Below are 20,156 nucleotides of genomic sequence, written 5' to 3'. Positions count from 1 at the left end.
GCTGTGTCTCCTGAATTCCCAAAATGGGGTGGCTAGGTTCGGCAAGCTGCTAAAGCGCAACATCCATTTCTTCGGCAAAGCGGGTCAAAAATGCCCGTATATCGCTATCGCGATGCCCAGGCTCCATTCTTGACAGCAGCCGCGCGCTCAATCTGCCGGCATCCAAAGTCCGAAGCATGGCTTTGACAGGCCCCAGGGATGCGGGCGACATCGACAAGTTTCGATATCCGAGCCCGATCAGTGCCATGGCCGCTAACGGATTACCAGCCATTTCGCCGCACAGTGTCACCGGTACATGCGCTTTATCTGCCGCATCCACAATTTGTTTCAAGGCCCTCAGGAATGGAGGGCTTAAGGGATCAAAACGATCTGCAACGCGAGTGTTGCCGCGGTCTACCGCGCAAAAGAACTGGAACAGATCGTTGGAGCCGACGGAAATAAAGTCCACATGGCCCAGCAGTTCTTCAAGCTGGAACAGAAGGGATGGCACTTCTACCATCACTCCAAGACGGATGGTTTCCGGCACCGGGTGCCCGTGACGGCGCAGGTGTTTCAGTTCTTTCTCGACCAATCCGCGGGCCTGAAGGAATTCATCGACTTCCACAACCATTGGAAACATCAGTTTCAAATCGCGCCCAGCCGCCGCGTGCAGCAGGGCCCGGATCTGCGTGCGTAGCAGGCCGGGCCGGTCGAGCCCGAGCCGCAGGGCACGCCAGCCCATCGCCGGGTTTTCCTCCAAAATAGACCGGAGATACGGGAGAACCTTGTCGCCGCCAATATCCAGCGATCGGAACGTGACCGGCTTGCCGCCGGATGCATCCAGAATTTGAGTATATTGGGCTTGCTGATCCCGCATCCTGGGAAACGACGAGGCCACCATGAATTGGAGTTCTGTCCGAAACAGCCCAATTCCGGCTGCACCGGCCTCTTCCAGATGCGGCAGATCCACCAGGAGGCCCGCATTCATTTGAAGGGCGACTTCAACGCCGTCTTTGGTGACCGACGGTTTGTTGCGCAACCGCCGGTATTGAGCCTGTCGCCGGGCGCGGAAGCGGACTTTTTCTGCATACGCATTTTCAAGATCCGCAGCCGGGCGCAGATGAACCTCGCCCGTGTCCCCGTCAACGATAATTGCATCGCCGCCATCGGCGAGGCTGACGATGTCATCGACCAAACCGACAGCTGGAATGCCGAGCGCTCTTGCGACAATTGTCACGTGGCTGGTTGGACCACCTTCTTCAAGAACGAGTCCCCTGATCCGGTCGCGGCCATAATCCAATAGCTCGGCAGCGCCCATGTTCCGGCCGATGATGATGGCATCCTGCGGCAGCTCGTCGATCCCGGGGCCGTGCTCGCGGCCCATCAATTCGCGGATCAACCGATGCGCAAGATCGTCAAGATCATGCAGGCGCTCGCGCAGGTACGGGTCTGTCTGCCGCAACATCCGGGCACGCGTGTCGCTCTGCACCTTTTCAACGGCGGCTTCCGCCGTCAGACCGTTTTTGATCGCTTCTTCAATCTTCCGGATCCAGCCGCGGTCGTAGGCAAACATGCGATAGGCTTCCAGCACTTCGCGATGCTCGCCGGTCGCAGCGATTTCACCGCTGGCCAAAAGGTCGTCAATCGATAGCCTCAGACGATTGATTGCACCGTCAAGCCGTTGCTTTTCCTTGTCTGCATCTTCTGAGATGAGATTGGTGACAACAACTCTCGGCTCATGAAGAACCACGTGCCCCAACCCAACACCTTCGGCCAAACCAACGCCTGACGAGGCGATCGGCCGGGACATATCCAACCCGGTTGCCTTCTGTGAAATCGCCTCAAGCTCTCCAGCCGCAACCATCTCCGCGATGACCATGGCTGTGGTCTGAAGGGCTTCGACCTCGTCTTCGAGATAGGTGCGGTGAGACTGGTTCTGGACAACGAGAACCCCAAGCGTCCGCCCTGCCCGCAAGATCGGCACGCCGAGGAAGGAGTTATAAGCCTCTTCCCCGGTTTCCGGCAAATAGGCGAAGCCGGGATGCGCACTTGCATTTGGGAGATTAAGGGGACGGGCCTCTGCCGCAATCAGACCAACCAGGCCTTCCCCAACGCGCAATGAAGCATTGTGAACAGCTTCGCGCTTCAAGCCCTCAGTGGCGTAAAGTTCAAGAACCCCATCGGCACGCAGAATATAAACGGAACACACTTCGGCGACGACGTTCGACGCGATCAGAACAACGATCTTGTCGAGACGCTCCTGCGCCTTGATGGGCTCCGCCATGACTTCCCGGAGCCGGCGGAGCAATAGGCGCGGTCCTGCTAGGTTGCTGCGCATTCCGCCCCCGAGTGATCCCGCTAAGCAAAAACCCGGTCTCGACTACGCCGAAACCAGACTCACGGATTCTTATCCGTCCAAACCGTATAGCGAATGGAGAGTCCGGACTGCAAGTTCCGCATAGGCAGAATCGATAAGAACGGAAATCTTGATTTCCGAGGTCGTGATCGCACGGATGTTGATGCCCTTGCTCGCCAAACCGCTAAAGCACTGGGCTGCGACGCCGGCATGAGACCGCATTCCAATGCCAATGACGGACACTTTAACCACATCGGCTGCGCCCTCGAGGTTTTGGAAACCGATCTCATCGCGATTGTCTTCCAAAACTTTTTTCGCCCGGGCGAAATCCGCTTCAGGAACCGTGAACGTGATGTCAGTCGTCTTGCCATCGGGAGAGATGTTCTGAACGATCATGTCTACGTTGATGCTGGCATCCGCCAACGGGCCGAAAACGGATTGAGCGACCCCCGGCTTGTCCGCCACGTCACGGATAGAGATCTGAGCTTCGTCCTTGGCATATGCAATGCCGGTGACAACCTGCTGTTCCACGAGTTCATCCTCGTCGCAAATAAGAGTACCTACCGGAAGGCCGTCCTGGCCAGTCTGCGGTGCATCCGGGTCATCAAAGCTTGACCGCACAAATGTGCGAACACCGTGCACCATGGCCATTTCAACCGACCGCACCTGAAGAACCTTCGCTCCAAGGGACGCCATTTCTAGCATTTCTTCAAACGAGACGCGGTCAAGGCGTTGTGCCTGCGGGACGATCCGCGGGTCGGTGGTGTAGACCCCGTCAACATCTGTATAGATATCACACCGGTCAGCCTTGATGGCCGCTGCGATCGCAACCGCGCTGGTGTCGGACCCGCCCCGGCCAAGCGTCGAAATCCGGTTGTCCGGCGAAATGCCCTGAAAGCCGGCGAGAACAGCCACCTGTCCTTGCTCAAGCCGCTCGGTCAAGAACGCACCATCGATCTCACGAATGCGCGCGGCACCGTGATTTTCGTCCGTCTTGATCGGCACCTGCCACCCCTGCCAAGAGCGTGCATTGACGCCCATGTCCTGCAGGACAATGGCCAGGAGGCCAGAAGTCACCTGTTCGCCTGAAGCAACGACCGCGTCATACTCGCGGGCATCATGCAGCGGTGAAGCGTCACGGCAGAACTGAACCAGCTTGTTGGTCTGCCCGGACATTGCTGACACAACAACAGCGACCTGGTGACCTGCGTCCACTTCCCGTTTGACGTGGCGTGCGACATTGCGGATGCGATCGAGGTCAGCAACCGATGTCCCGCCAAATTTTAAAACCAGTCGGGCCATACCACTCGTATTCTAGTTATGACTTCCCGGGGCGCCGGTCGCGCCTGTTGGATCGGCGGACATGCATACAGGGTGCGTCGCGATGCTGCAACAGGTTGGCTTGACAAATAGGCTGCGACCTTGGAACGACAGAGAACACTTTTGAAATATACGGAGTGACGCGCGCCGGCATTCCGATGAAGGGTCTTCAGATGACAAGTACGGCACAAAAAACCAACGGAACGATCGACAGTGATGAAGTTGCCCGGTTTTCCGCGTTGGCCGATCAATGGTGGGATCCGACCGGCAAGTTCAAACCACTGCACAAATTCAACCCGGTACGGCTGTCCTACATCAAACAGGAGGTCTGCCGTCAATTCGACCGAGATCTAAACTCTCCGGACGCGTTTAAGGGCCTAAGGTTTCTGGACATCGGATGTGGCGGAGGCCTCTTGAGCGAACCGATGGCCCGGCTCGGAGCCGGTGTCGTCGGCGCAGATGCCTCTGAAACCAACATAGAGGTTGCAAAACTCCACATGCAATCCTCGGGCTTGGACATCGACTACCGCGCCGAAACAGCGGAAGCGTTGGCCGAGGCCGGCGAAACATTCGACGTCGTTCTGAACATGGAAGTCGTTGAGCACGTCGCTGATGTCCCGCTTTTCCTCAATGCGACGAGCCAAATGGTCCGCCCAGGTGGCCTCATGTTCGTTGCGACAATCAACCGGACGTTAAAGGCTTATGCTCTGGCAATTGTGGGGGCGGAGTACGTTTTGCGTTGGCTGCCGAAGGGCACGCATTCCTACGAAAAACTGGTCAAACCGTCCGAAATCGAATCTCCTCTCAACGCAGCAGGCCTGACCATCATTGACCGGTCCGGTGTGAGTTTTAACCCCATCACCGACACCTGGGCCCGTTCGCGAGACATGGACGTCAACTACATGCTGCTCGCCGAACGGCCCAAGGCGTCCTGATGAGCGATCCGCTTCTGTTTGTCCCAGGTCTTCTGTGCACCGAAGCCCTGTACGCACCACAAATCGTTGCATTCGCGGACCGTCCGATCATGGTTGCCAATCACCGCGAGCATGACAGGATTGAAGCGATCGCGGCCAACATATTGATACAAGCGCCCGAGCGATTCTCTCTGATTGGCCTGTCCATGGGCGGTTATATCGCGATGGAAATCATGCGCGAGGCACCGGAGCGGGTTAGCAAGCTCGCGCTACTGGATACGAATGCGCGTGCGGATACTGCGGAACAAACAGAGCGGCGCGAGTTCCTGATTAGACTGACCAGGGAACGGAGCTTTGAAAAGGTTCCTGAACTGCTCTTTCCCGGGTTTGTCCACGAGAGACGGCAAGACGACCAAGATCTCAAACAAATCGTTGTCGAGATGGCATCGGACACTGGTCCAGAAGCCTTTATTCGCCAACAGACAGCACTGATCCATCGACCCGATGCGCGGCGACGGCTTCATGAGATATCCTGCCCTTCGCTCGTTCTGGTCGGAGATGGCGATACCCTGACGCCTCCTGAGCTAGCGCAAGAAATACACTCGCTCATTCCGAACAGCGGCCTGGCCATTATCGAAGGTAGCGGACATCTTTCCACGTTGGAAAAACCGGATGAAGTGACCGGCGCACTGCGCAATTTCTTGAACGATGCCTGAGAAGTGGTTCTAGCCTTTGCTTAGTGTCCAAAATGCCGCAGTGAAAAATTGACCTGCATCAAAGTTAGGCCGCATATCTGCCGTAAAGTCAAAAAAAAATGTTTTGGCGCTGCTCAGATTGCAGTGTCCACGAACCGGAACTAACGCCGGCTTAAAAATTCCCCCGCCGGCGTTCGCGGAACAGCCATTTTCAAGCGGAGGGTCCAATGCCAACCAAACGTAATACGACAAGTTTCGATCTCACCGGCATGATGCCGGAATGGCCAATGCCCGCATTTTCCAACTGGGCGTTTGCCGAACGCGAAGACCGGATGGAAGCCAAGGCCGTCGCCAGTTTCCAGAAAATGGGAGAAACCATGTGGACACATGCCGGAAAGGCATTCGAAGACCATATGGATTTTGTAAACCACCGGTTTCACGAAGATTTTGAGTGTGCGAAATCACTCAGCCAGTGCACGGCACCAGAGGAAACCTTTGCCACACTGCAGGCTTTCTATTCGAAAATGACCAGCGAGTATCAGGCGCACTTTGAGAAGCAAGCCGCTTTGATGCGCGAGAGCTTCACCGAGAACGCTGCAGCCGCGGAAGAATTGAACGAAACAGCGATGGAGACCGTGAGCGAACTCAGCAGGGCGGTCGAAGAAAGCATGCAGGAAGTCGAGAAGCCCAAAGCACGCCGGAAGACAGCTGCAACGTCATAAACAGGATTCGGAGAGGTTCAGCGCGACAGCTGCCTTTCCACCTTTGACGGCCACAGTGTTTTGCGACCGGCAGCTTTGTCAATTCTTGTCGTCAGGCAACTCAGGCAGAGGAAGAACGGAAATTCCTTCGTCGATAAGGTCCATCGCTTCTTTCGGTGAGGTTTCACCGTAGATATTTCGTTCTTCCGCTTCGCCGTAGTGGATCTTGCGGGCCTCAGAGGCAAAAGAAGATCCAACATTTTCAGAATTTTCTGTCATTTTGGCACGCACCAGCCGCAATGCCTCTACAATCTCTTTCTGACGCACATCATTGGGCATGAGCGCAGAAGCTTGCGGTTTGACGTCACTGGCAGAAGCTGGAACCTGTGAACTGGATGCTGGCGCGGCGGTTGGAGGAGGCGGCGCAGTTTCAGTGATATCAGGAACCGCCATGGCGTCCTTTTTCCGCGACGTCGACACAGCAGGCGCCATCAAACCCTTCTTGACATCTGTGCTGTTACAGACCGGGCATGTCACAAGGCCACGGCCGCATTGCATGTCAAAGTCTTCCGAATTACGGAACCAGCCTTCAAACCTGTGCGGTGCATCGCAAACAAGCGTGTATTTAATCACGCAGGTATCTCCTTCAGACCATGGGCAATACGAGACGCGAATGCCCGCTCGTTTGCGATGGCGGGAATGCGCGCCCTTGCCTTGGCAACATTCTCAGTCTCAATAGCCGCGACGATGAAATCCGGCTCATCATGATCCAGCTCGGCAATGACCTTTCCCCACGGGTCGACCATCAGGCTGTGGCCGTAGGTCTCACGGCCGTCTTCATGGACACCGCCTTGGGCCGCGGAGATCATGTAGGCGCCGTTTTCGATTGCGCGGGCGCGCTGTAGCACATGCCAGTGCGCTTCACCAGTCTGCCGAGTGAAAGCTGCCGGTGCGGTCAGGATCTCCGCACCGCGCCGTGATTGTTCACGAAAGACGGCTGGGAAGCGAACATCGTAACACACAGCCATGCCAACACGCCCAAAGGGCGCATCCGTCAATATCGTTTCCTGACCCGGGTCATAAGTTGCCGACTCCCGCCAGCTCTCGCCATTTGGCAGATCGACATCGAACATGTGTATCTTGTCATAGGACGCTTGAATTGCGCCATCTGTGCCAATGAAAAAAGCCCGGTTGGCGACTTTGCCGCTGTCTTTCATGACAGCCAACGAACCGAGATGAAGAGACACGTTGAGCTCTGAGGCTACCCGTTGCGCCATCTTCAAGAATGGATCGGCAGTGCCAGACCCGATCCGTTCCATCAGCTCTTCGCGGCTTCGGACCAGAACATTGGACATTTCCGGTGTCTGGATGTAGGTCGCTCCAGCCTCGGCTGCTTGACGGATCAACTGCTCCGCAACACTTGCATTTTGCTCAATGTCTTTACCACTGCGCAGTTGAATACATGCCGCTTTGAAGGTGGCCATTCGTTCATCCTCAAAAGGAAATCAGTGACTGCTCCTTTTACGTTAGGAAGCGAGCAACCGATCCAGTTTGCCTGCACGTTCAAGGTCATGCAAATCATCGCACCCACCAACGTGTTTTGAACCGATGAAAATCTGCGGGAATGTGGACCGGCCATTGGCTTTTTGCACCATCTCCTGGCGCAGTTTTGGGTCAAAGGTCGCGTCATGCTCGGTGAACGAAACACCCTTCTTTTCCAGAAGGCGCTTCGCAGCAGTACAGAACCCGCAGAGTTGCCGTGTGTAAATCGTGACGTCAGACATTCCTGATTTCCTTTTCTCGCACAGCAGATCGTCTCCATAGTGCGCAATGGAAGTTGCTTGCAGCGGTATATGCGTTTGATAGCCCGAAAACTCAAGAATTTCGGGCGACTTGCTTAATCAGGACGGTCAACGTCTTCGTGATTGGCAGGATCTGCCAAGGCAAAAGTCAGGACGTCAACGGTACTTGCACCTGCAGATTTCAGCACTTTGGTGCACGCGCTCGCTGTGGACCCTGTCGTGTAAACATCGTCGACAAGAACCACACTTCGCCCAGTGAGCTTTTGCAGTTGATTGTCCGGCACTTGAAAGGCCCGCCGCACGTTGCGCTTGCGCGCCTTTGCAGGCAGCCCGACTTGTTGCTGTGTCCGCCTCGTCCGCTTTAATATGAACGGGGCGTAGTCTGCGCCTGAGATGTTCGCAACAACACGTGCAAGATCCGCGGCCTGATTGAACCGGCGCTGCCAAAGGCGCGTCCAATGGAGCGGCACTGGGATGACCAGGCTATCACCCAGAAACTCTGTACCTGAACGCGCCATCCATGTGCCCATAGCCTCCGCCAATTCTCTGCGCCGTGCAAACTTTAGCGCTAAAACCAGATCCTTTACCGGCCCTGTGTAGAAGGCGACAGCCCTCAAACGGTCGAATTCAGGCGGGTCGGCAATGGCTCGCGGGCTCAGTGCTTTTTCGCCGACATCGTGGGTGAACGGTGTTCCCATTCTCTGACACCAAGGCTGTTCTAAAAATCGGACTTGTTGCCAGCAGCTGCCACACAAGCCGAGACCGCTGGCAACACCGCACTCACAACAGGGGCAGCGCCTCGGCAATAAGGCATCAAGAAGGTAACCCCCAGCTGTCATCGCTGGCAAAGTCACAAAGGATTTGAACATCATTCGCACCTCATACACTCAAAGTGTGTGCACGAGGCCCACAGCAACACAAGATGCAATCATACTTCTGAGACTGGCAGATGGTTTTGACGCATCTTTGCAATTGACCTATGTCGATGGCAAGAAAGTACAGGAAGGCAAAAACTGTGAGTGCGCAACCCGAATTGTTTGACCGTAAATTGCTGCGGATGAGGCGCAAAGCGGCGCTAAAGAACGCTAAGCTCGGTTCAGATTTTTTGTTGAAGGCAGTCGCAGAAGATCTCGAAGAGCGGCTATCTACAATCACGAGGACTTTCGATACGGCGATTGATCTGGGCGGCCACTGCGGGAATGTCGAGTCATTGCTTAGAGCGACTGGCAAAGTCGGAACTCTTTACAGAGCGGATCTATGGCAACCAGACCCGCACCTGACCGCTCCGGCCTTTGTCGCAGATGATGCGATGCTGCCTCTAAAAGATCAGTCCACCGATCTCATCGTGTCCGCACTTTCATTGCAATTTGTGAACGACCTGCCAGGAACCCTTATTCAAATCCGAAGGGCATTGCGGCCTGACGGATTGTTTTTGGCAACGCTCGCCGGTGCGGGCACGCTGACGGAATTGCGAGATTGCCTGACCCGAGCAGAACTGGAGCTTAGGGGCGGCGCTGCAGCGCGTGTGCTGCCTTTCGCAGATACCAGAGATTTGGGCGGACTTATGCAGCGTGCCGGTTTTGCCTTGCCAGTCACTGACATGGATCCTCTAACCGTCCGCTACAATTCCATGTTTGATTTGATGGCTGACTTGAAGGCGATGGGCGCGACGAACATCCTGAGGGAACGCAGTAGAACACCTCTACCAAAGACGGTGTTTTTAAGGGCTGCTGAGTTGTATTCCCAGGATTATGCAGATCCAGATGGGCGGGTCCGCGCAACCTTCAACATGGTCACCCTGCTCGGGTGGGCACCACATTCGAGCCAGCAAAAACCTCTCAAACCAGGGTCAGCCAAAACCCGGCTGGCCGATGCTTTGGGAACAGAAGAAGTTGGATTGAAACGGGATTGAAAATCAGGAATTTCCCGGTTTTTAGTTTTGCGCGGCTTCGTTTGCGCCCGTCAGCATGACATCGGAGATAACTTGAAAAACGTCATCTCGGACCGTTCCTCCTATGCTACCAATAGTCAATAGGATCGCGATGCTAAGCGTAGCGACAAGCAAGCCATATTCAACCATGGTGGCACCGCTGCGATCATGAATTAAACGAGTGAACTGGTGAACTAGGAACTGCTTGGTCACTGAATACATTTCGCTAATCCCAATATTCACCGGCTCTAGACTGCATCCATAATATGCGGAATGAGTGGTTCATCCGCCGCTGGCATTGGATAATCCCGCAGTCTTACGGCCCGAACCCACTTAAGTGCCTGATTTTCCCGGCCGCGGGGAGTGCCTTCCCATCTTCGGCAAATGTAAAGTGGCATGAGAAGATGAAAGTCCTCATAAGCGTGGCTTGCGAAAGTCAAAGGGGCAAGACACGCTTCATTAACCTCAATTCCGAGTTCTTCGCGCAGTTCACGGATCAAAGTCTCCTCTGGGCGCTCACCAGTTTCGACCTTTCCGCCCGGAAACTCCCACAAACCCGCCATCGATTTACCTTCAGGACGCTGCGCAAGCAGGATACGTCCATCAACATCGACAAGCGCACAAGCAGCAACAAGTACGATCTTGGTCATTGTTCTTTGTCCGATTTTGAAACAGTTTTCGCGGGGTATGATAAATCCGTCGCAATTTAATTAATCGACGATCAACTTCTATAGTCGCCGTTTATTTCTACATATTGCTTCGTCAGATCACATGTCCAAACAACTGCTTCACCTGCCCCGATCCCGAGATCTACCCGGATCGGAATCGTTTCGTCTTTCATTACGGCGGAGGCTGCCTCTTCGCTGTAATCCGGATCGCGCTCCCCCTCTATAGCGACACGAACATCGCCAAACCAAATCGCCAGCCGGTCGCGATCGGCCGGTTCCCCTGCTTTGCCAACAGCCATAACTACCCGCCCCCAATTGGCGTCCTCACCAGCAACGGCGGTTTTCACGAGTGGGGAATTGGCAATCGAAAGGGCAATTCGCTTTGCCGACTGGTCGCTCTCCGCGCCTTCAACAGAAATTTGAACAAACTTGCGTGCGCCTTCACCGTCTTTGACGATTTGGTGCGCCAGATCCGTCATCACGTCTGCGAGTGCTGCCCGGATCACTTCGGTCCTGGGATCATCGATCTCGGAAACAGCCTCCACGCCACGTTTTTCCGCAGCACCGGTCGCAAAGAACAGCACGGTGTCAGAGGTCGATGTGTCACTGTCGACAGTGATGGCATTGAACGAAGTCTCGGTGTTTTGCCCGAGAATTGTCTGAAGGACGCCAGGCGCTATGGGCGCATCAGTGAAAATAAATGACAGCATCGTCGCCATATCCGGTGCGATCATGCCCGCCCCCTTGGCGATGCCGTTGATCGTCACCGTCTCGCCATCGAGCTCTACGGTAGCTGTCGCAAGTTTCGGATAGGTATCCGTTGTCATTATGGCCTTGGCAGCATCCAACCAGTTTGCCTGCCCCTGCGCTGCCACCAAGTCATCCGCAACCCCTTCAAACTTCTCAGCTGGAAGCGGTTCCCCGATCACCCCGGTCGACGCCAGATATATTTCGTTCTGAGGACAAGACATTGCGCTGGAAACAATCTCAGCAGATTTGGCAACCGCGGCCTTACCCTTTTTCCCGGTGAACGCATTGGCATTTCCTGAATTGACCAAAAGGGCCCGGGCGTGCCCTTCACTCAGGATCCCTTTGCACCAGTCAACTGGAGCGGATGAACATTTAGACTTTGTGAAAACGCCTGCAACTGCAGTCCCTTCAGACAGCGACGCGAGTAAAACGTCCGTCCGGCCGGAATACTTGATCCCAGCGCCGGCTGTCGCAAAAGTCACACCCTCGATGTCCGGCATATCCGGATAGGATTTAGGTGCAAGTGGTGAAACGGTTGTCGACATAGGATCGGCTCCGGGATGCGTGAAAAAGCTGTCGTTGTCCCTAGCCAGAGGCAAGCGGGTCTGCAAGCCTTTTCAAGAACACGACCTCGCAGGCAAACAAAAACCCGGCGGCCTCGTGGCCACCGGGTATTCCTCACTGAAATCGCTGTTTACTCAGCCGCGGGCTTCTCGCCCTCTACATTGGCGAGTTGTTCATCCAAGATCTCGACAGCAAATTCGTCCTTCAGCTCAATCATACGCGCTTCGTAACGCTCTCGCGCAAGTTGCTGACGCAGGTTTGTTTCAACGGTTTCCAAAGCAGGTTTTTCCTGCCGGCGCTTGTCCTCCACTTTGATGACGTGCCATCCAAACTGGGTTTCAACCGGCTCTTTGGTGTAGGTACCCGGCTCCAATGCAAAGGCTGCCTCCTCAAATGGCGGCACCATTTGGCCTTTTGCAAAAAAGCCAAGATCACCACCGTTCGGCCCCGAAGGTCCTGTGGATTTTTCCTTGGCGAGCTCAGCGAAGTCGGCACCGCCATCAAGCTCAGTGATGAGTGCTTCTGCTGCTGCTTTGTCCTCTACCAGAATATGACGGGCATTGATCTCTTCAGGACCTTCGAAATCCGCGAATTCCTTATCGTAAGCGGCCTTCACGTCGTCATCAGAGATAGAACCGTTAATCTTCTGGCCGAGATAAGCGTTGCGCAGGGCGCGCAGCTCAAGAAACTCAAGCTGTTTCTTGAAATCCGGATCCTGATCGAGGCCATCATTCTTCGCAGCCAGAGCCAGCAACTCCATGTCGATCATGACGTCGAGCAGCAACTGGCGCCATTGTGCCGGCGGGAAACGTTGCAGCTCTTGACCCAAATCCTGGGCAGCAAACGCAATATCGGCTTCCGTGATGACCGCATCGCCAACCTTGGCAACGACATCTTCAGGTTCGGCCGCCGACAAAGAAGCCGATCCGAGCGTCAGCGCCATGAAGGAAACGGCAAGAGCCTTGACTGGCCGGCGCATCGAATTTCGGAGCATGAGAAAACCTTTACCTATGGGAACATATCTCTTTTATCCCTCGGAACACGAGGGCTCGGGTACATTGCCTATTCCAGCAGCGTTGACAAGCATTCACCCCCCTCTTATCTCTCGGGCGGCCCTGCTGCGAGGCTGGGATGGCATCTTTTCGGCCACATGAGTTGGCCAGCGCGCTGCGCTACGTGTGCAACGTGTACAACAAATTGAGACGATTTCATGGGCAGGTGTCAGATTGCCAGTGACACCGACCGTAAAGGAAGGACCGCCACATGGCTGGCCTCGGCGCAATAGCACGTAAGTTATTCGGATCTTCAAATGACCGGAAAGTGAAGTCATTCCGGGCGAGAGTTGAGCAAATCAACGCTCTGGAAACAGAGATCCAGGCTTTGTCGGACGAGGACCTTCGCGCCCAGACGGAGAAATTTCGCGAACAACTGACAAACGGCGCGTCTTTGGACGACATCCTTGCACCGGCTTTCGCAACAGTGCGCGAAGCAGCCAAACGGGCGCTCGGTCAGCGTCACTACGATGTCCAGCTGATCGGCGGCATGGTGCTGAACTCCGGTCAAATCGCGGAAATGCGAACGGGTGAAGGTAAGACCCTTGTGGCGACGGCACCTGTCTACTTGAACGCCTTGTTGGGGGAAGGTGTACACGTCGTCACCGTGAACGACTACCTGGCCCAGCGCGACAGCGAGTGGATGGGGCAGGTTTACAAGTTCCTGGGACTGTCTGTTGGCTGCATCACACATGGCCTGTCGGATGAAGAGCGCCGTGCAGCCTATGCCGCTGACGTTACCTACGGAACGAACAACGAATTCGGCTTTGATTATCTTCGCGACAACATGAAACATGACCGCGCTTCAATGGTGCAACGTGGACATGCGTTCGCAATTGTCGATGAGGTAGATTCAATTCTGATCGATGAAGCACGGACACCATTGATCATCTCCGGTCCCCTGGAAGACCGCTCCGAGTTTTACAACACCGTTGACGCTTTCATTCCGAACCTCACGGAGGAGGATTACGAGCTCGATGAAAAGGCGCGGTCAGCAACATTCACCGAGGCGGGCAACGAGAAGCTCGAGGGCCTGCTCGCTGAAGCAGATCTTCTGAAGGGAGATTCGCTGTACGACGTGGAGAACGTCTCAATCGTTCACCATCTCCAACAAGCTCTGAAAGCTCACAAACTCTTCCAACGAGACAAAGACTACATTGTCCGCAATGGCGAAGTGGTCATCATCGATGAGTTTACCGGCCGCATGATGCCGGGCCGCCGGTTCTCCGAAGGTCTCCATCAGGCCCTGGAAGCGCGCGAGAAGGTCCGCATTCAGCCTGAAAACCAAACACTCGCATCGATCACGTTCCAGAACTATTTCCGCATGTACGGCAAGCTTGCCGGCATGACCGGTACAGCTTCAACGGAAGCGGACGAATTTGCCGACATCTATAAGCTGGAAGTCGTTGAAATTCCGACAAACGTTTCTGTTCAGCGGATCGATGACGATGATGAGGTTTACCGGACCTTCCAGGAAAAATTCAACGCGATCGTCAAATTGATTGATGAGTGCAAGGAACGCCGGCAACCGATCCTGGTGGGCACGACCTCCATCGAGAAGTCGGAAATCCTTGCTGAGCTTTTGAAGCAACATGGCTACAAGCAGATCGATTTGAGCGATCCGGCCGCCTTTGCCGCCGCGCAGAAGAAGGACGGCGGCAAGTCCAAGGTCTTTGCCGTTTTGAACGCGCGCTATCACGAGCAGGAAGCGTTCATTGTTGCTCAGGCTGGTTTGCCAGGCGCTGTAACGATCGCAACCAACATGGCCGGCCGTGGTACGGATATTCAGCTCGGCGGCAACGCCGACATGCAGATCGAAATGACCCTTGGCGAGATGCCGGAAGGGGAAGAACGAGCTGCGAAGGAAGCTGCCATCCGGGCCGAAGTCGAGGAGCTCAAACAAGAAGCACTCAAAGCCGGCGGTCTTTACGTGATCGGCACCGAACGGCATGAAAGCCGCCGTATCGATAACCAGCTGCGTGGTCGTTCCGGCCGTCAGGGCGATCCGGGCCACTCCAAGTTCTTCCTATCGCTTGACGATGATCTGATGCGGATTTTCGGCTCCGAGCGCATGGACTCAATGCTCCAGAAGCTGGGCCTGGAAGAAGGCGAAGCAATCATCCATCCGTGGATTAACAAAGCTCTTGAAAAGGCGCAGCAAAAGGTCGAGGCGCGAAACTTCGATATCCGGAAAAACCTGCTGAAATTCGACGACGTGATGAACGACCAGCGCAAGGTCGTCTTCGATCAACGTATCGACCTGATGGACAGCGACGCGATCCAGGATGCTGTGACGGATATGCGGCACGACGTAATCGACGATCTGGTCGCAAGCCACATTCCAGAGCGCGCTTATCCGGAACAATGGGATACCGAAGGACTTCAGGAAGAAGTCCGCAAGTACCTGAACCTTGACTTGCCGATCAAGGATTGGGCGGCCGAAGAAGGTATCGCGGATGAAGAGGTCAAGGAACGGCTGACACGGACGGCTGACGAGGCCATGGCCCAAAAAGTCGCCAAGTACACGCCCGAAGTCATGCGCCGGGTCGAAAAGGCAATTCTGCTTCAAACGCTTGATAATCTGTGGCGGGAGCACCTGGCCAACCTTGACCATCTGCGCTCCGTGGTCGGGTTCCGTGGATACGGTCAACGCGATCCTTTGCAGGAATACAAGACCGAATCCTTCACCCTGTTTGAATCAATGCTGGCACAACTGCGCCAAATCACGACAGCTCAGCTGCTTCGCGTTGAGCTGGTAACCGAACAGCCACCGGAAATGCCGCAGATGCCGGAGATGCATGAGCATCACATCAACCCGATGACCGGTGAAGACGAAATGGCGCAGCCGAACGCTCAACCCCAAACAAGCCGCGAGCGCGATCCAAACAATCCTGCGACTTGGGGAAAAGTTGGCCGCAACGAAGCCTGTCCGTGCGGGTCCGGCAAGAAATACAAGCACTGTCACGGAGCGCTTGTGTAACCATACGCGATTCTAACGAATAGCAAAAGCCGGCGCTCAAAATGAGCGCCGGCTTTTTTTGCTCTGAACCACCAAAGCAAACGCTAAAGCACTATTTTGCTTCCGCAGTTTGCTAAAGGCTGGCGTTTCTCGGTCTTTTCCGGCAGGTTGCCGCGAAGATCCAAAAAGCCACCGTATCAATGCAGCCAAAACAAGCCCCAAAAATCTACGTATCCCGCCGGAAAGAACTCCGAACGGAAAGTCCTATGATCAGCGTCATAGTGCCGGTCTACAACGAAGAAGACGTTATCGGACACTTTCTGGAGGAGACCAAACGCGTTCTCGAGGAAACAGGACTGCAATACGAATACGTTTTCATCGATGATGGTAGCAGCGATGCAACGGCCGACATCTTGACGAAAAGGCTCGCCAACGGCTTACCCGGACGGCTGCTCGGCCTCTCTCGGAACTTCGGCAAGGAGGCGGCCCTATCTGCCGGTTTAGAGGCCGCCAAAGGCGACATCGGCGTCATCATCGATGCAGATCTTCAAGACCCACCCGAATTGATCCACCAAATGATTGATGGCTGGCGGGCCGGCTATGATGTGGTTTATGGCCTGCGGGTGGATCGAACATCAGACACACTGATGAAGCGATCGACTGCAGGCATGTTCTACAAGGTCTTCAACAAGCTTTCGAACATTGACATGCCTCCGAACGCCGGTGATTTCCGCCTGATTGACAGGGCGGTAATTGATGCGCTGCTTCAGTTACCGGAACGAAACCGATTTATGAAAGGTCTGTTCGCCTGGGTGGGTTTTCCCGCCATGGCTGTTCCTTATGAACGCCCCCCGCGGAAGGCAGGCGACGGCAAGTTCAACTACTGGAAACTCTGGAACTTCGCGCTCGACGGCATCACGGGCTTTACAACGATGCCCTTGAGGATGTGGTTTTACGGCGGCGCTCTGGTGTCAATCCTCGCCTTCGCCTATGCCATCTATCTCACGATCAGGGGAATCATTTTCGGCATCGACGTTCCAGGTTACACCTCCATCATGGTTGCAGTGCTGCTCTTCTCAGGAATCCAGTTGCTCTCAATCGGAATGATCGGTGAGTACGTGACCCGGCTATTTAATGAATCGAAGCAACGGCCGGTGTACCTACTGCAGGATGTCATTGAGAGCACTCCTCAGCAAACCCATAAGCAAGATGAACATGATCACTGACCGCAAACGTCAAACACTGAAAACGGAAGCCAATGCTGCCGGGAGATTTGCGGTGGTCGGCGTTGTTGCAACGCTCATCCATGCCACTGTGGCCGGCTTTCTCCTGGAAAGCGGACTGCTTCCGCCAATGCTGGCAAATTTCGCCGGCTTTCTGGTTGCGTTTGGCGTTTCCTTTTCAGGCCACTTTTACTGGAGTTTCTCGCACCTCCGCCAAGAAAAGACCGCATTGAAGGCAATGCTGAGATTCTTATTGATCGCGGCATCAGGCTTCACGCTCAACTCTAGCGTATTGGCTCTTTGGCTGAACCTTACGCCCTGGCCGGATCTGCTCGGTTTGATGGTTTCGATCGCAATTGTTCCGTCCCTTACATTTATTGGCACCCGCTTCTGGGCTTTTTCGCACACCGAAGTTGATCCGTGATTGGACTGGAGTAATTGATGAACGCCAGCCGCGCTGCGCTTCTGTATGGAGGGCTTCTATGCCTTCTTTATGCACTGGTTCCAACCTTGAGCTTCCCCAATCCGCCGCTGGATGTCGTTGAAGGATTTGCGTGGGGCAGAGACATTCAACTCGGCTATACCAAACACCCGCCTATGCAGGCCTGGCTGCTCGAATTGAGCTATCACCTGACCGGTGGACACGCCTATGGAGCCTATTGGCTGAGCGCAATAAGCATTGGCATCGGATACTGTTTCGTCTGGTTGATAGGAAAAGAGCTTGGCTTTTCAGAACAACAACGGTTCTGGGCAATCGTGCTTACCAGCGTAACGTTTTATTTCACCCTCCCCGTACCCGAGTTCAACCCGAATATCCTCCAGATCCCGGTCTGGGCAGGAATGGTTTTTTTCTTCTTGCGCGCGTTGAATTCAGGCGCAGTCCGATACTGGATCCTGTTGGGGGCAGTCGCCGCAATTGGCTTCTACACCAAATACTTTGTCTTCCTGTTGATCGGCACAATTGGACTATACGCCCTTGTTTACACTGACGGGCGCAGGTATCTCGCAACCTCCGGGCCATGGATTTGCTCAATTTCGTTCCTTCTTCTGGTAGGGCCCCATTTATACTGGCTTTATGAAACTGACTTTTTGACCTTCCGTTATGCCATCGGCCGAAGCAATGCAGCAGGTTCATTGTTCGACCACGTTTACAATCCGATAAACTTCCTTTTGGCACAGGTCGCCAATCACGCCGGGCTTTTCATAGTCGCGTTGCTTGGCCTTAGCTGGCAAAAGTTGAAAACAGCGAAGACATCATGGTCCTTCACCCGCGGATCTGAACTTACGCTTGAAGCCGACAGATTCCTTGTCTGGTTCGCTTTTGTACCGCTTGCCGTAGTGCTACTGGCATCTGCTGTAACAGGCAGTGAATTCAAACATATGTGGGGCACGCCACTCTTTGTCCTGTCCGGGTTGGTGGCAGTTCGATATTTTCATCTTCCGGCTTTTTGGTCTGCGCCCAAACGCGCATTTACAGGCGCTATCGTCATCCAGGCCATTTTTCTGGGCGTCCTCTTTGGGCAAGCTGTTCTGGAGCCTCTCTGGAAGACCAAACAATCCCGCATTCATTATCCAGGCAAGGCAGTCGCGGAATTCCTCTCTGATGTCTGGGAAAAGGAAACAGGTACTGAACTGGCGTATGTCGCCGGAGATGAGTGGACGACAGCCAATGTAACCCTTCACGCCGCATCGAGACCTTCAATGTTCTTGGAGCACAACACAACATTGAGCCCGTGGATCGACTTAGATGATGTCCAGAAAAAGGGCGTGATGATCCTTTGGCGCGGCGAGAACTCAGAACCTGCTGGCCGGATAATAGAACTCTATCCAAACGCCAGCCGCCGGGGCCAACACACGCTGCCGTTCCACTCTTATGGCACCTTTCCGGACCTCACGATCAATTGGATCATTGTACCGCCGGGAAGCGTCGCCACATCTGTAGACGATGAACGCACCGATTAGAAAGCCTGATGGCACAATTGAGAAAAGGGTCTAACCTTCCCGCATGATCGACATGATGGAAATCGATGGCATCGAGGATTGGCTGATCGGCGAGGCACTCGGCGACCCGGATATGACCACCCTTTTTGCCGAAATGTGTGAACGCTTACGCCAATGCCACGTTCCAGTCGATCGCGCAATTCTTGTCTGGTCGACGCTTCACCCCATGATTGAGGCGGAAATCGCCTTTTGGGAAAACGGCGGCGAGGTCTACCATGAAAAGATCGAGCACTCCGAAGAAGATACGGAAGACTGGCTGCAAAGCCCCATTCGGGCAGTTTTGATCAATGAAGAGCCGATGCTTCGCCGGCGGTTGACCAATGCCAATTCACAAACCGAATTTCCGCTCCTGAACCGTTTGGCCTCGGAAGGTTACACGGATTACTTGGTTATCCCGACCCACATGGAGATACCTGCGATCAAAGGTGAGTATCCAAACACCGGGATCATCCTAAGCTGGGCAACTCGAGAAGAAGACGGGTTTTCTGAAGATGCCCTCAACGCGATACACTACATCCAGAAACGACTCGCCCTCGCCGCAAGGGCCGTGCTTCAAGGCCATATAACAAAAATCATCGCCGAAACATATCTCGGCAGCATCGCAGGAACCAAAGTACTGAATGGACAAATCCGCCATGGAGATGGCGAGACCATCGACGCGGTGATTTATTACAGTGACATGCGCAATTCCACGGCTATTGCAGATGCGCTGGGTCCCGAAGATTATCTCAAGTGGCTGAATACATATTTTGAAGCAACTGCCGGCGCGGTCCTCCAGCAGGGCGGCGAAGTCCTCGACTTTATCGGCGATGCGGTTCTGGGTGTCTTCCCAACACAAAAGGGATCACTCTCAGAAGCGGTCCAAAGGGCCATTGCGGCGGCTGATGAGACCCGACGGAGGCTCCATGACATCAACAAAACCATCTCTACCGATCACACAATGAACGCAGGCATCGCTCTTTCGACCGGCCGTGTCATGTTCGGCAATATCGGCGTTGCAAACCGGCTGACCTTCTCGGTTATTGGTCAAACGGTTCACGCCGCTGCGCGGATCGAACATCTGACCAAGCGGATCAAGTCCGACGTTCTCATGACCAGCGAAATCGCTGAATTTGCGGGCGATCGCGCTCAAAATGCTGGAGCCTATGAGCTGGACGGCTTTACCGACCGCCAACCGCTTTTTTCACTTGAACCTCTGCCCGTTCCCGGCGCACCACACTCCTGATCTCAATTTCTTGATAC

General features: G+C 54.7%; 19 protein-coding genes. 9 read left to right on the top strand and 10 right to left on the bottom strand.

The window, feature by feature from the left end:
• Window positions 1-49: 49 nt before the first annotated feature.
• Together ptsP and ACVDG4_RS22420 are read right to left on the bottom strand one after the other, a co-directional pair.
• The gene (gene ptsP, locus ACVDG4_RS22425; RefSeq protein ID WP_133952134.1) at window positions 50-2,317 is read right to left on the bottom strand and encodes a phosphoenolpyruvate--protein phosphotransferase; all 2,268 of its coding nucleotides are present in this window, start codon (window positions 2,315-2,317) and stop codon (window positions 50-52) included.
• A 69-nt stretch (window positions 2,318-2,386) separates the two neighbouring features.
• Complete coding sequence (locus tag ACVDG4_RS22420; RefSeq protein WP_008196107.1) at window positions 2,387-3,637, bottom strand: aspartate kinase; 1,251 nt, start codon at window positions 3,635-3,637, stop codon at window positions 2,387-2,389.
• A 191-nt stretch (window positions 3,638-3,828) separates the two neighbouring features.
• On the opposite strand from ACVDG4_RS22420, the gene ubiG reads away from it, so the two are divergent.
• The 3 genes from ubiG to ACVDG4_RS22405 all read left to right on the top strand — a co-directional run bounded on the left by ubiG (window position 3,829) and on the right by ACVDG4_RS22405 (window position 5,986).
• Window positions 3,829-4,590 (top strand): bifunctional 2-polyprenyl-6-hydroxyphenol methylase/3-demethylubiquinol 3-O-methyltransferase UbiG, encoded by a 762-nt coding sequence (ubiG, locus tag ACVDG4_RS22415; RefSeq protein WP_447236735.1) that lies wholly within the window; start codon window positions 3,829-3,831, stop codon window positions 4,588-4,590.
• Window positions 4,590-5,285 (top strand): alpha/beta fold hydrolase, encoded by a 696-nt coding sequence (locus tag ACVDG4_RS22410; RefSeq protein ID WP_447236734.1) that lies wholly within the window; start codon window positions 4,590-4,592, stop codon window positions 5,283-5,285. The genes ubiG and ACVDG4_RS22410 overlap by 1 nt, the downstream gene beginning before the upstream one ends.
• A gap of 206 nt (window positions 5,286-5,491) precedes the next feature.
• Window positions 5,492-5,986, top strand: coding sequence for a hypothetical protein (locus ACVDG4_RS22405; protein ID WP_447236733.1), 495 nt, complete (start codon window positions 5,492-5,494; stop codon window positions 5,984-5,986).
• Between the two features lie 78 nt (window positions 5,987-6,064).
• On the opposite strand, the gene ACVDG4_RS22400 is transcribed toward ACVDG4_RS22405, so the two are convergent.
• The 4 genes from ACVDG4_RS22400 to ACVDG4_RS22385 all read right to left on the bottom strand — a co-directional run bounded on the left by ACVDG4_RS22400 (window position 6,065) and on the right by ACVDG4_RS22385 (window position 8,606).
• Window positions 6,065-6,598: a DUF1178 family protein gene (locus ACVDG4_RS22400; protein WP_409687236.1), complete on the bottom strand. Its 534-nt coding sequence runs from the start codon at window positions 6,596-6,598 to the stop codon at window positions 6,065-6,067.
• Window positions 6,595-7,449, bottom strand: a complete 855-nt coding sequence (locus tag ACVDG4_RS22395) for a carbon-nitrogen hydrolase family protein (protein ID WP_447236732.1) — start codon at window positions 7,447-7,449, stop codon at window positions 6,595-6,597. Before ACVDG4_RS22395 ends, ACVDG4_RS22400 begins: the two co-directional genes overlap by 4 nt.
• A 42-nt stretch (window positions 7,450-7,491) precedes the next feature.
• Window positions 7,492-7,749 carry a glutaredoxin 3 gene (gene grxC, locus ACVDG4_RS22390; RefSeq protein WP_306149600.1) on the bottom strand — a complete coding sequence of 86 codons (258 nt, stop codon included), beginning with the start codon at window positions 7,747-7,749 and terminating at the stop codon, window positions 7,492-7,494.
• Window positions 7,750-7,862: 113 nt separating this feature from the next.
• On the bottom strand, window positions 7,863-8,606 hold the full coding sequence (locus ACVDG4_RS22385) for a ComF family protein (protein ID WP_447236751.1): 744 nt from the start codon (window positions 8,604-8,606) through the stop codon (window positions 7,863-7,865).
• A gap of 176 nt (window positions 8,607-8,782) precedes the next feature.
• Between ACVDG4_RS22385 and ACVDG4_RS22380 the strand changes: the two genes are divergently transcribed.
• A complete protein-coding gene (locus ACVDG4_RS22380; RefSeq protein WP_447236731.1) occupies window positions 8,783-9,679 on the top strand; it encodes a class I SAM-dependent methyltransferase in 897 nt (298 codons plus the stop codon).
• Window positions 9,680-9,700: 21 nt separating this feature from the next.
• On the opposite strand, the gene ACVDG4_RS22375 is transcribed toward ACVDG4_RS22380, so the two are convergent.
• The 4 genes from ACVDG4_RS22375 to ACVDG4_RS22360 all read right to left on the bottom strand — a co-directional run bounded on the left by ACVDG4_RS22375 (window position 9,701) and on the right by ACVDG4_RS22360 (window position 12,673).
• Window positions 9,701-9,919: a Flp family type IVb pilin gene (locus tag ACVDG4_RS22375; RefSeq protein WP_447236730.1), complete on the bottom strand. Its 219-nt coding sequence runs from the start codon at window positions 9,917-9,919 to the stop codon at window positions 9,701-9,703.
• A gap of 26 nt (window positions 9,920-9,945) precedes the next feature.
• On the bottom strand, window positions 9,946-10,347 hold the full coding sequence (gene mutT, locus ACVDG4_RS22370; RefSeq protein ID WP_420339660.1) for an 8-oxo-dGTP diphosphatase MutT: 402 nt from the start codon (window positions 10,345-10,347) through the stop codon (window positions 9,946-9,948).
• 71 nt (window positions 10,348-10,418) lie between these two features.
• Complete coding sequence (gene argJ / locus ACVDG4_RS22365) at window positions 10,419-11,660, bottom strand: bifunctional glutamate N-acetyltransferase/amino-acid acetyltransferase ArgJ (RefSeq protein ID WP_447236729.1); 1,242 nt, start codon at window positions 11,658-11,660, stop codon at window positions 10,419-10,421.
• Window positions 11,661-11,809: 149 nt separating this feature from the next.
• The gene (locus tag ACVDG4_RS22360; protein WP_447236728.1) at window positions 11,810-12,673 is read right to left on the bottom strand and encodes a peptidylprolyl isomerase; all 864 of its coding nucleotides are present in this window, start codon (window positions 12,671-12,673) and stop codon (window positions 11,810-11,812) included.
• 269 nt (window positions 12,674-12,942) lie between these two features.
• On the opposite strand from ACVDG4_RS22360, the gene secA reads away from it, so the two are divergent.
• The 5 genes from secA (at window position 12,943) to ACVDG4_RS22335 (ending at window position 20,139) form a co-directional block, all read left to right on the top strand.
• Complete coding sequence (gene secA, locus ACVDG4_RS22355) at window positions 12,943-15,711, top strand: preprotein translocase subunit SecA (protein ID WP_447236727.1); 2,769 nt, start codon at window positions 12,943-12,945, stop codon at window positions 15,709-15,711.
• A 245-nt stretch (window positions 15,712-15,956) separates the two neighbouring features.
• The gene (locus ACVDG4_RS22350; RefSeq protein WP_409687214.1) at window positions 15,957-16,916 is read left to right on the top strand and encodes a glycosyltransferase family 2 protein; all 960 of its coding nucleotides are present in this window, start codon (window positions 15,957-15,959) and stop codon (window positions 16,914-16,916) included.
• Window positions 16,906-17,337: a GtrA family protein gene (locus ACVDG4_RS22345; RefSeq protein WP_447236726.1), complete on the top strand. Its 432-nt coding sequence runs from the start codon at window positions 16,906-16,908 to the stop codon at window positions 17,335-17,337. The genes ACVDG4_RS22350 and ACVDG4_RS22345 overlap by 11 nt, the downstream gene beginning before the upstream one ends.
• Window positions 17,338-17,354: 17 nt before the next feature.
• The gene (locus ACVDG4_RS22340; RefSeq protein WP_447236725.1) at window positions 17,355-18,875 is read left to right on the top strand and encodes a glycosyltransferase family 39 protein; all 1,521 of its coding nucleotides are present in this window, start codon (window positions 17,355-17,357) and stop codon (window positions 18,873-18,875) included.
• A gap of 43 nt (window positions 18,876-18,918) precedes the next feature.
• Complete coding sequence (locus ACVDG4_RS22335) at window positions 18,919-20,139, top strand: adenylate/guanylate cyclase domain-containing protein (protein WP_447236724.1); 1,221 nt, start codon at window positions 18,919-18,921, stop codon at window positions 20,137-20,139.
• Window positions 20,140-20,156 lie beyond the last annotated feature (17 nt).

The organism is Roseibium sp. MB-4, assembly GCF_053005265.1.
The sequence above is the reverse complement of the archived record's forward strand: the minus strand, read 5'-3'. Positions and strand labels throughout refer to the sequence as shown.

Bases quoted from the DNA above. Each gene is read 5' to 3' on its own strand.
- ACVDG4_RS22395 (WP_447236732.1), bottom strand. From the start codon at position 7,449: ATGGCCACCTTCAAAGCGGCATGTATTCAACTGCGCAGTGGTAAAGAC.
- secA (WP_447236727.1), top strand. From the start codon at position 12,943: ATGGCTGGCCTCGGCGCAATAGCACGTAAGTTATTCGGATCTTCAAAT.
- grxC (WP_306149600.1), bottom strand. From the start codon at position 7,749: ATGTCTGACGTCACGATTTACACACGGCAACTCTGCGGGTTCTGTACT.
- ACVDG4_RS22335 (WP_447236724.1), top strand. From the start codon at position 18,919: ATGATCGACATGATGGAAATCGATGGCATCGAGGATTGGCTGATCGGC.
- mutT (WP_420339660.1), bottom strand. From the start codon at position 10,347: ATGACCAAGATCGTACTTGTTGCTGCTTGTGCGCTTGTCGATGTTGAT.
- ACVDG4_RS22350 (WP_409687214.1), top strand. From the start codon at position 15,957: ATGATCAGCGTCATAGTGCCGGTCTACAACGAAGAAGACGTTATCGGA.
- ACVDG4_RS22360 (WP_447236728.1), bottom strand. From the start codon at position 12,673: ATGCTCCGAAATTCGATGCGCCGGCCAGTCAAGGCTCTTGCCGTTTCC.
- ubiG (WP_447236735.1), top strand. From the start codon at position 3,829: ATGACAAGTACGGCACAAAAAACCAACGGAACGATCGACAGTGATGAA.
- ACVDG4_RS22405 (WP_447236733.1), top strand. From the start codon at position 5,492: ATGCCAACCAAACGTAATACGACAAGTTTCGATCTCACCGGCATGATG.
- ACVDG4_RS22375 (WP_447236730.1), bottom strand. From the start codon at position 9,919: ATGTATTCAGTGACCAAGCAGTTCCTAGTTCACCAGTTCACTCGTTTA.
- ptsP (WP_133952134.1), bottom strand. From the start codon at position 2,317: ATGCGCAGCAACCTAGCAGGACCGCGCCTATTGCTCCGCCGGCTCCGG.
- ACVDG4_RS22385 (WP_447236751.1), bottom strand. From the start codon at position 8,606: ATGACAGCTGGGGGTTACCTTCTTGATGCCTTATTGCCGAGGCGCTGC.
- ACVDG4_RS22420 (WP_008196107.1), bottom strand. From the start codon at position 3,637: ATGGCCCGACTGGTTTTAAAATTTGGCGGGACATCGGTTGCTGACCTC.
- argJ (WP_447236729.1), bottom strand. From the start codon at position 11,660: ATGTCGACAACCGTTTCACCACTTGCACCTAAATCCTATCCGGATATG.
- ACVDG4_RS22340 (WP_447236725.1), top strand. From the start codon at position 17,355: ATGAACGCCAGCCGCGCTGCGCTTCTGTATGGAGGGCTTCTATGCCTT.
- ACVDG4_RS22410 (WP_447236734.1), top strand. From the start codon at position 4,590: ATGAGCGATCCGCTTCTGTTTGTCCCAGGTCTTCTGTGCACCGAAGCC.
- ACVDG4_RS22345 (WP_447236726.1), top strand. From the start codon at position 16,906: ATGATCACTGACCGCAAACGTCAAACACTGAAAACGGAAGCCAATGCT.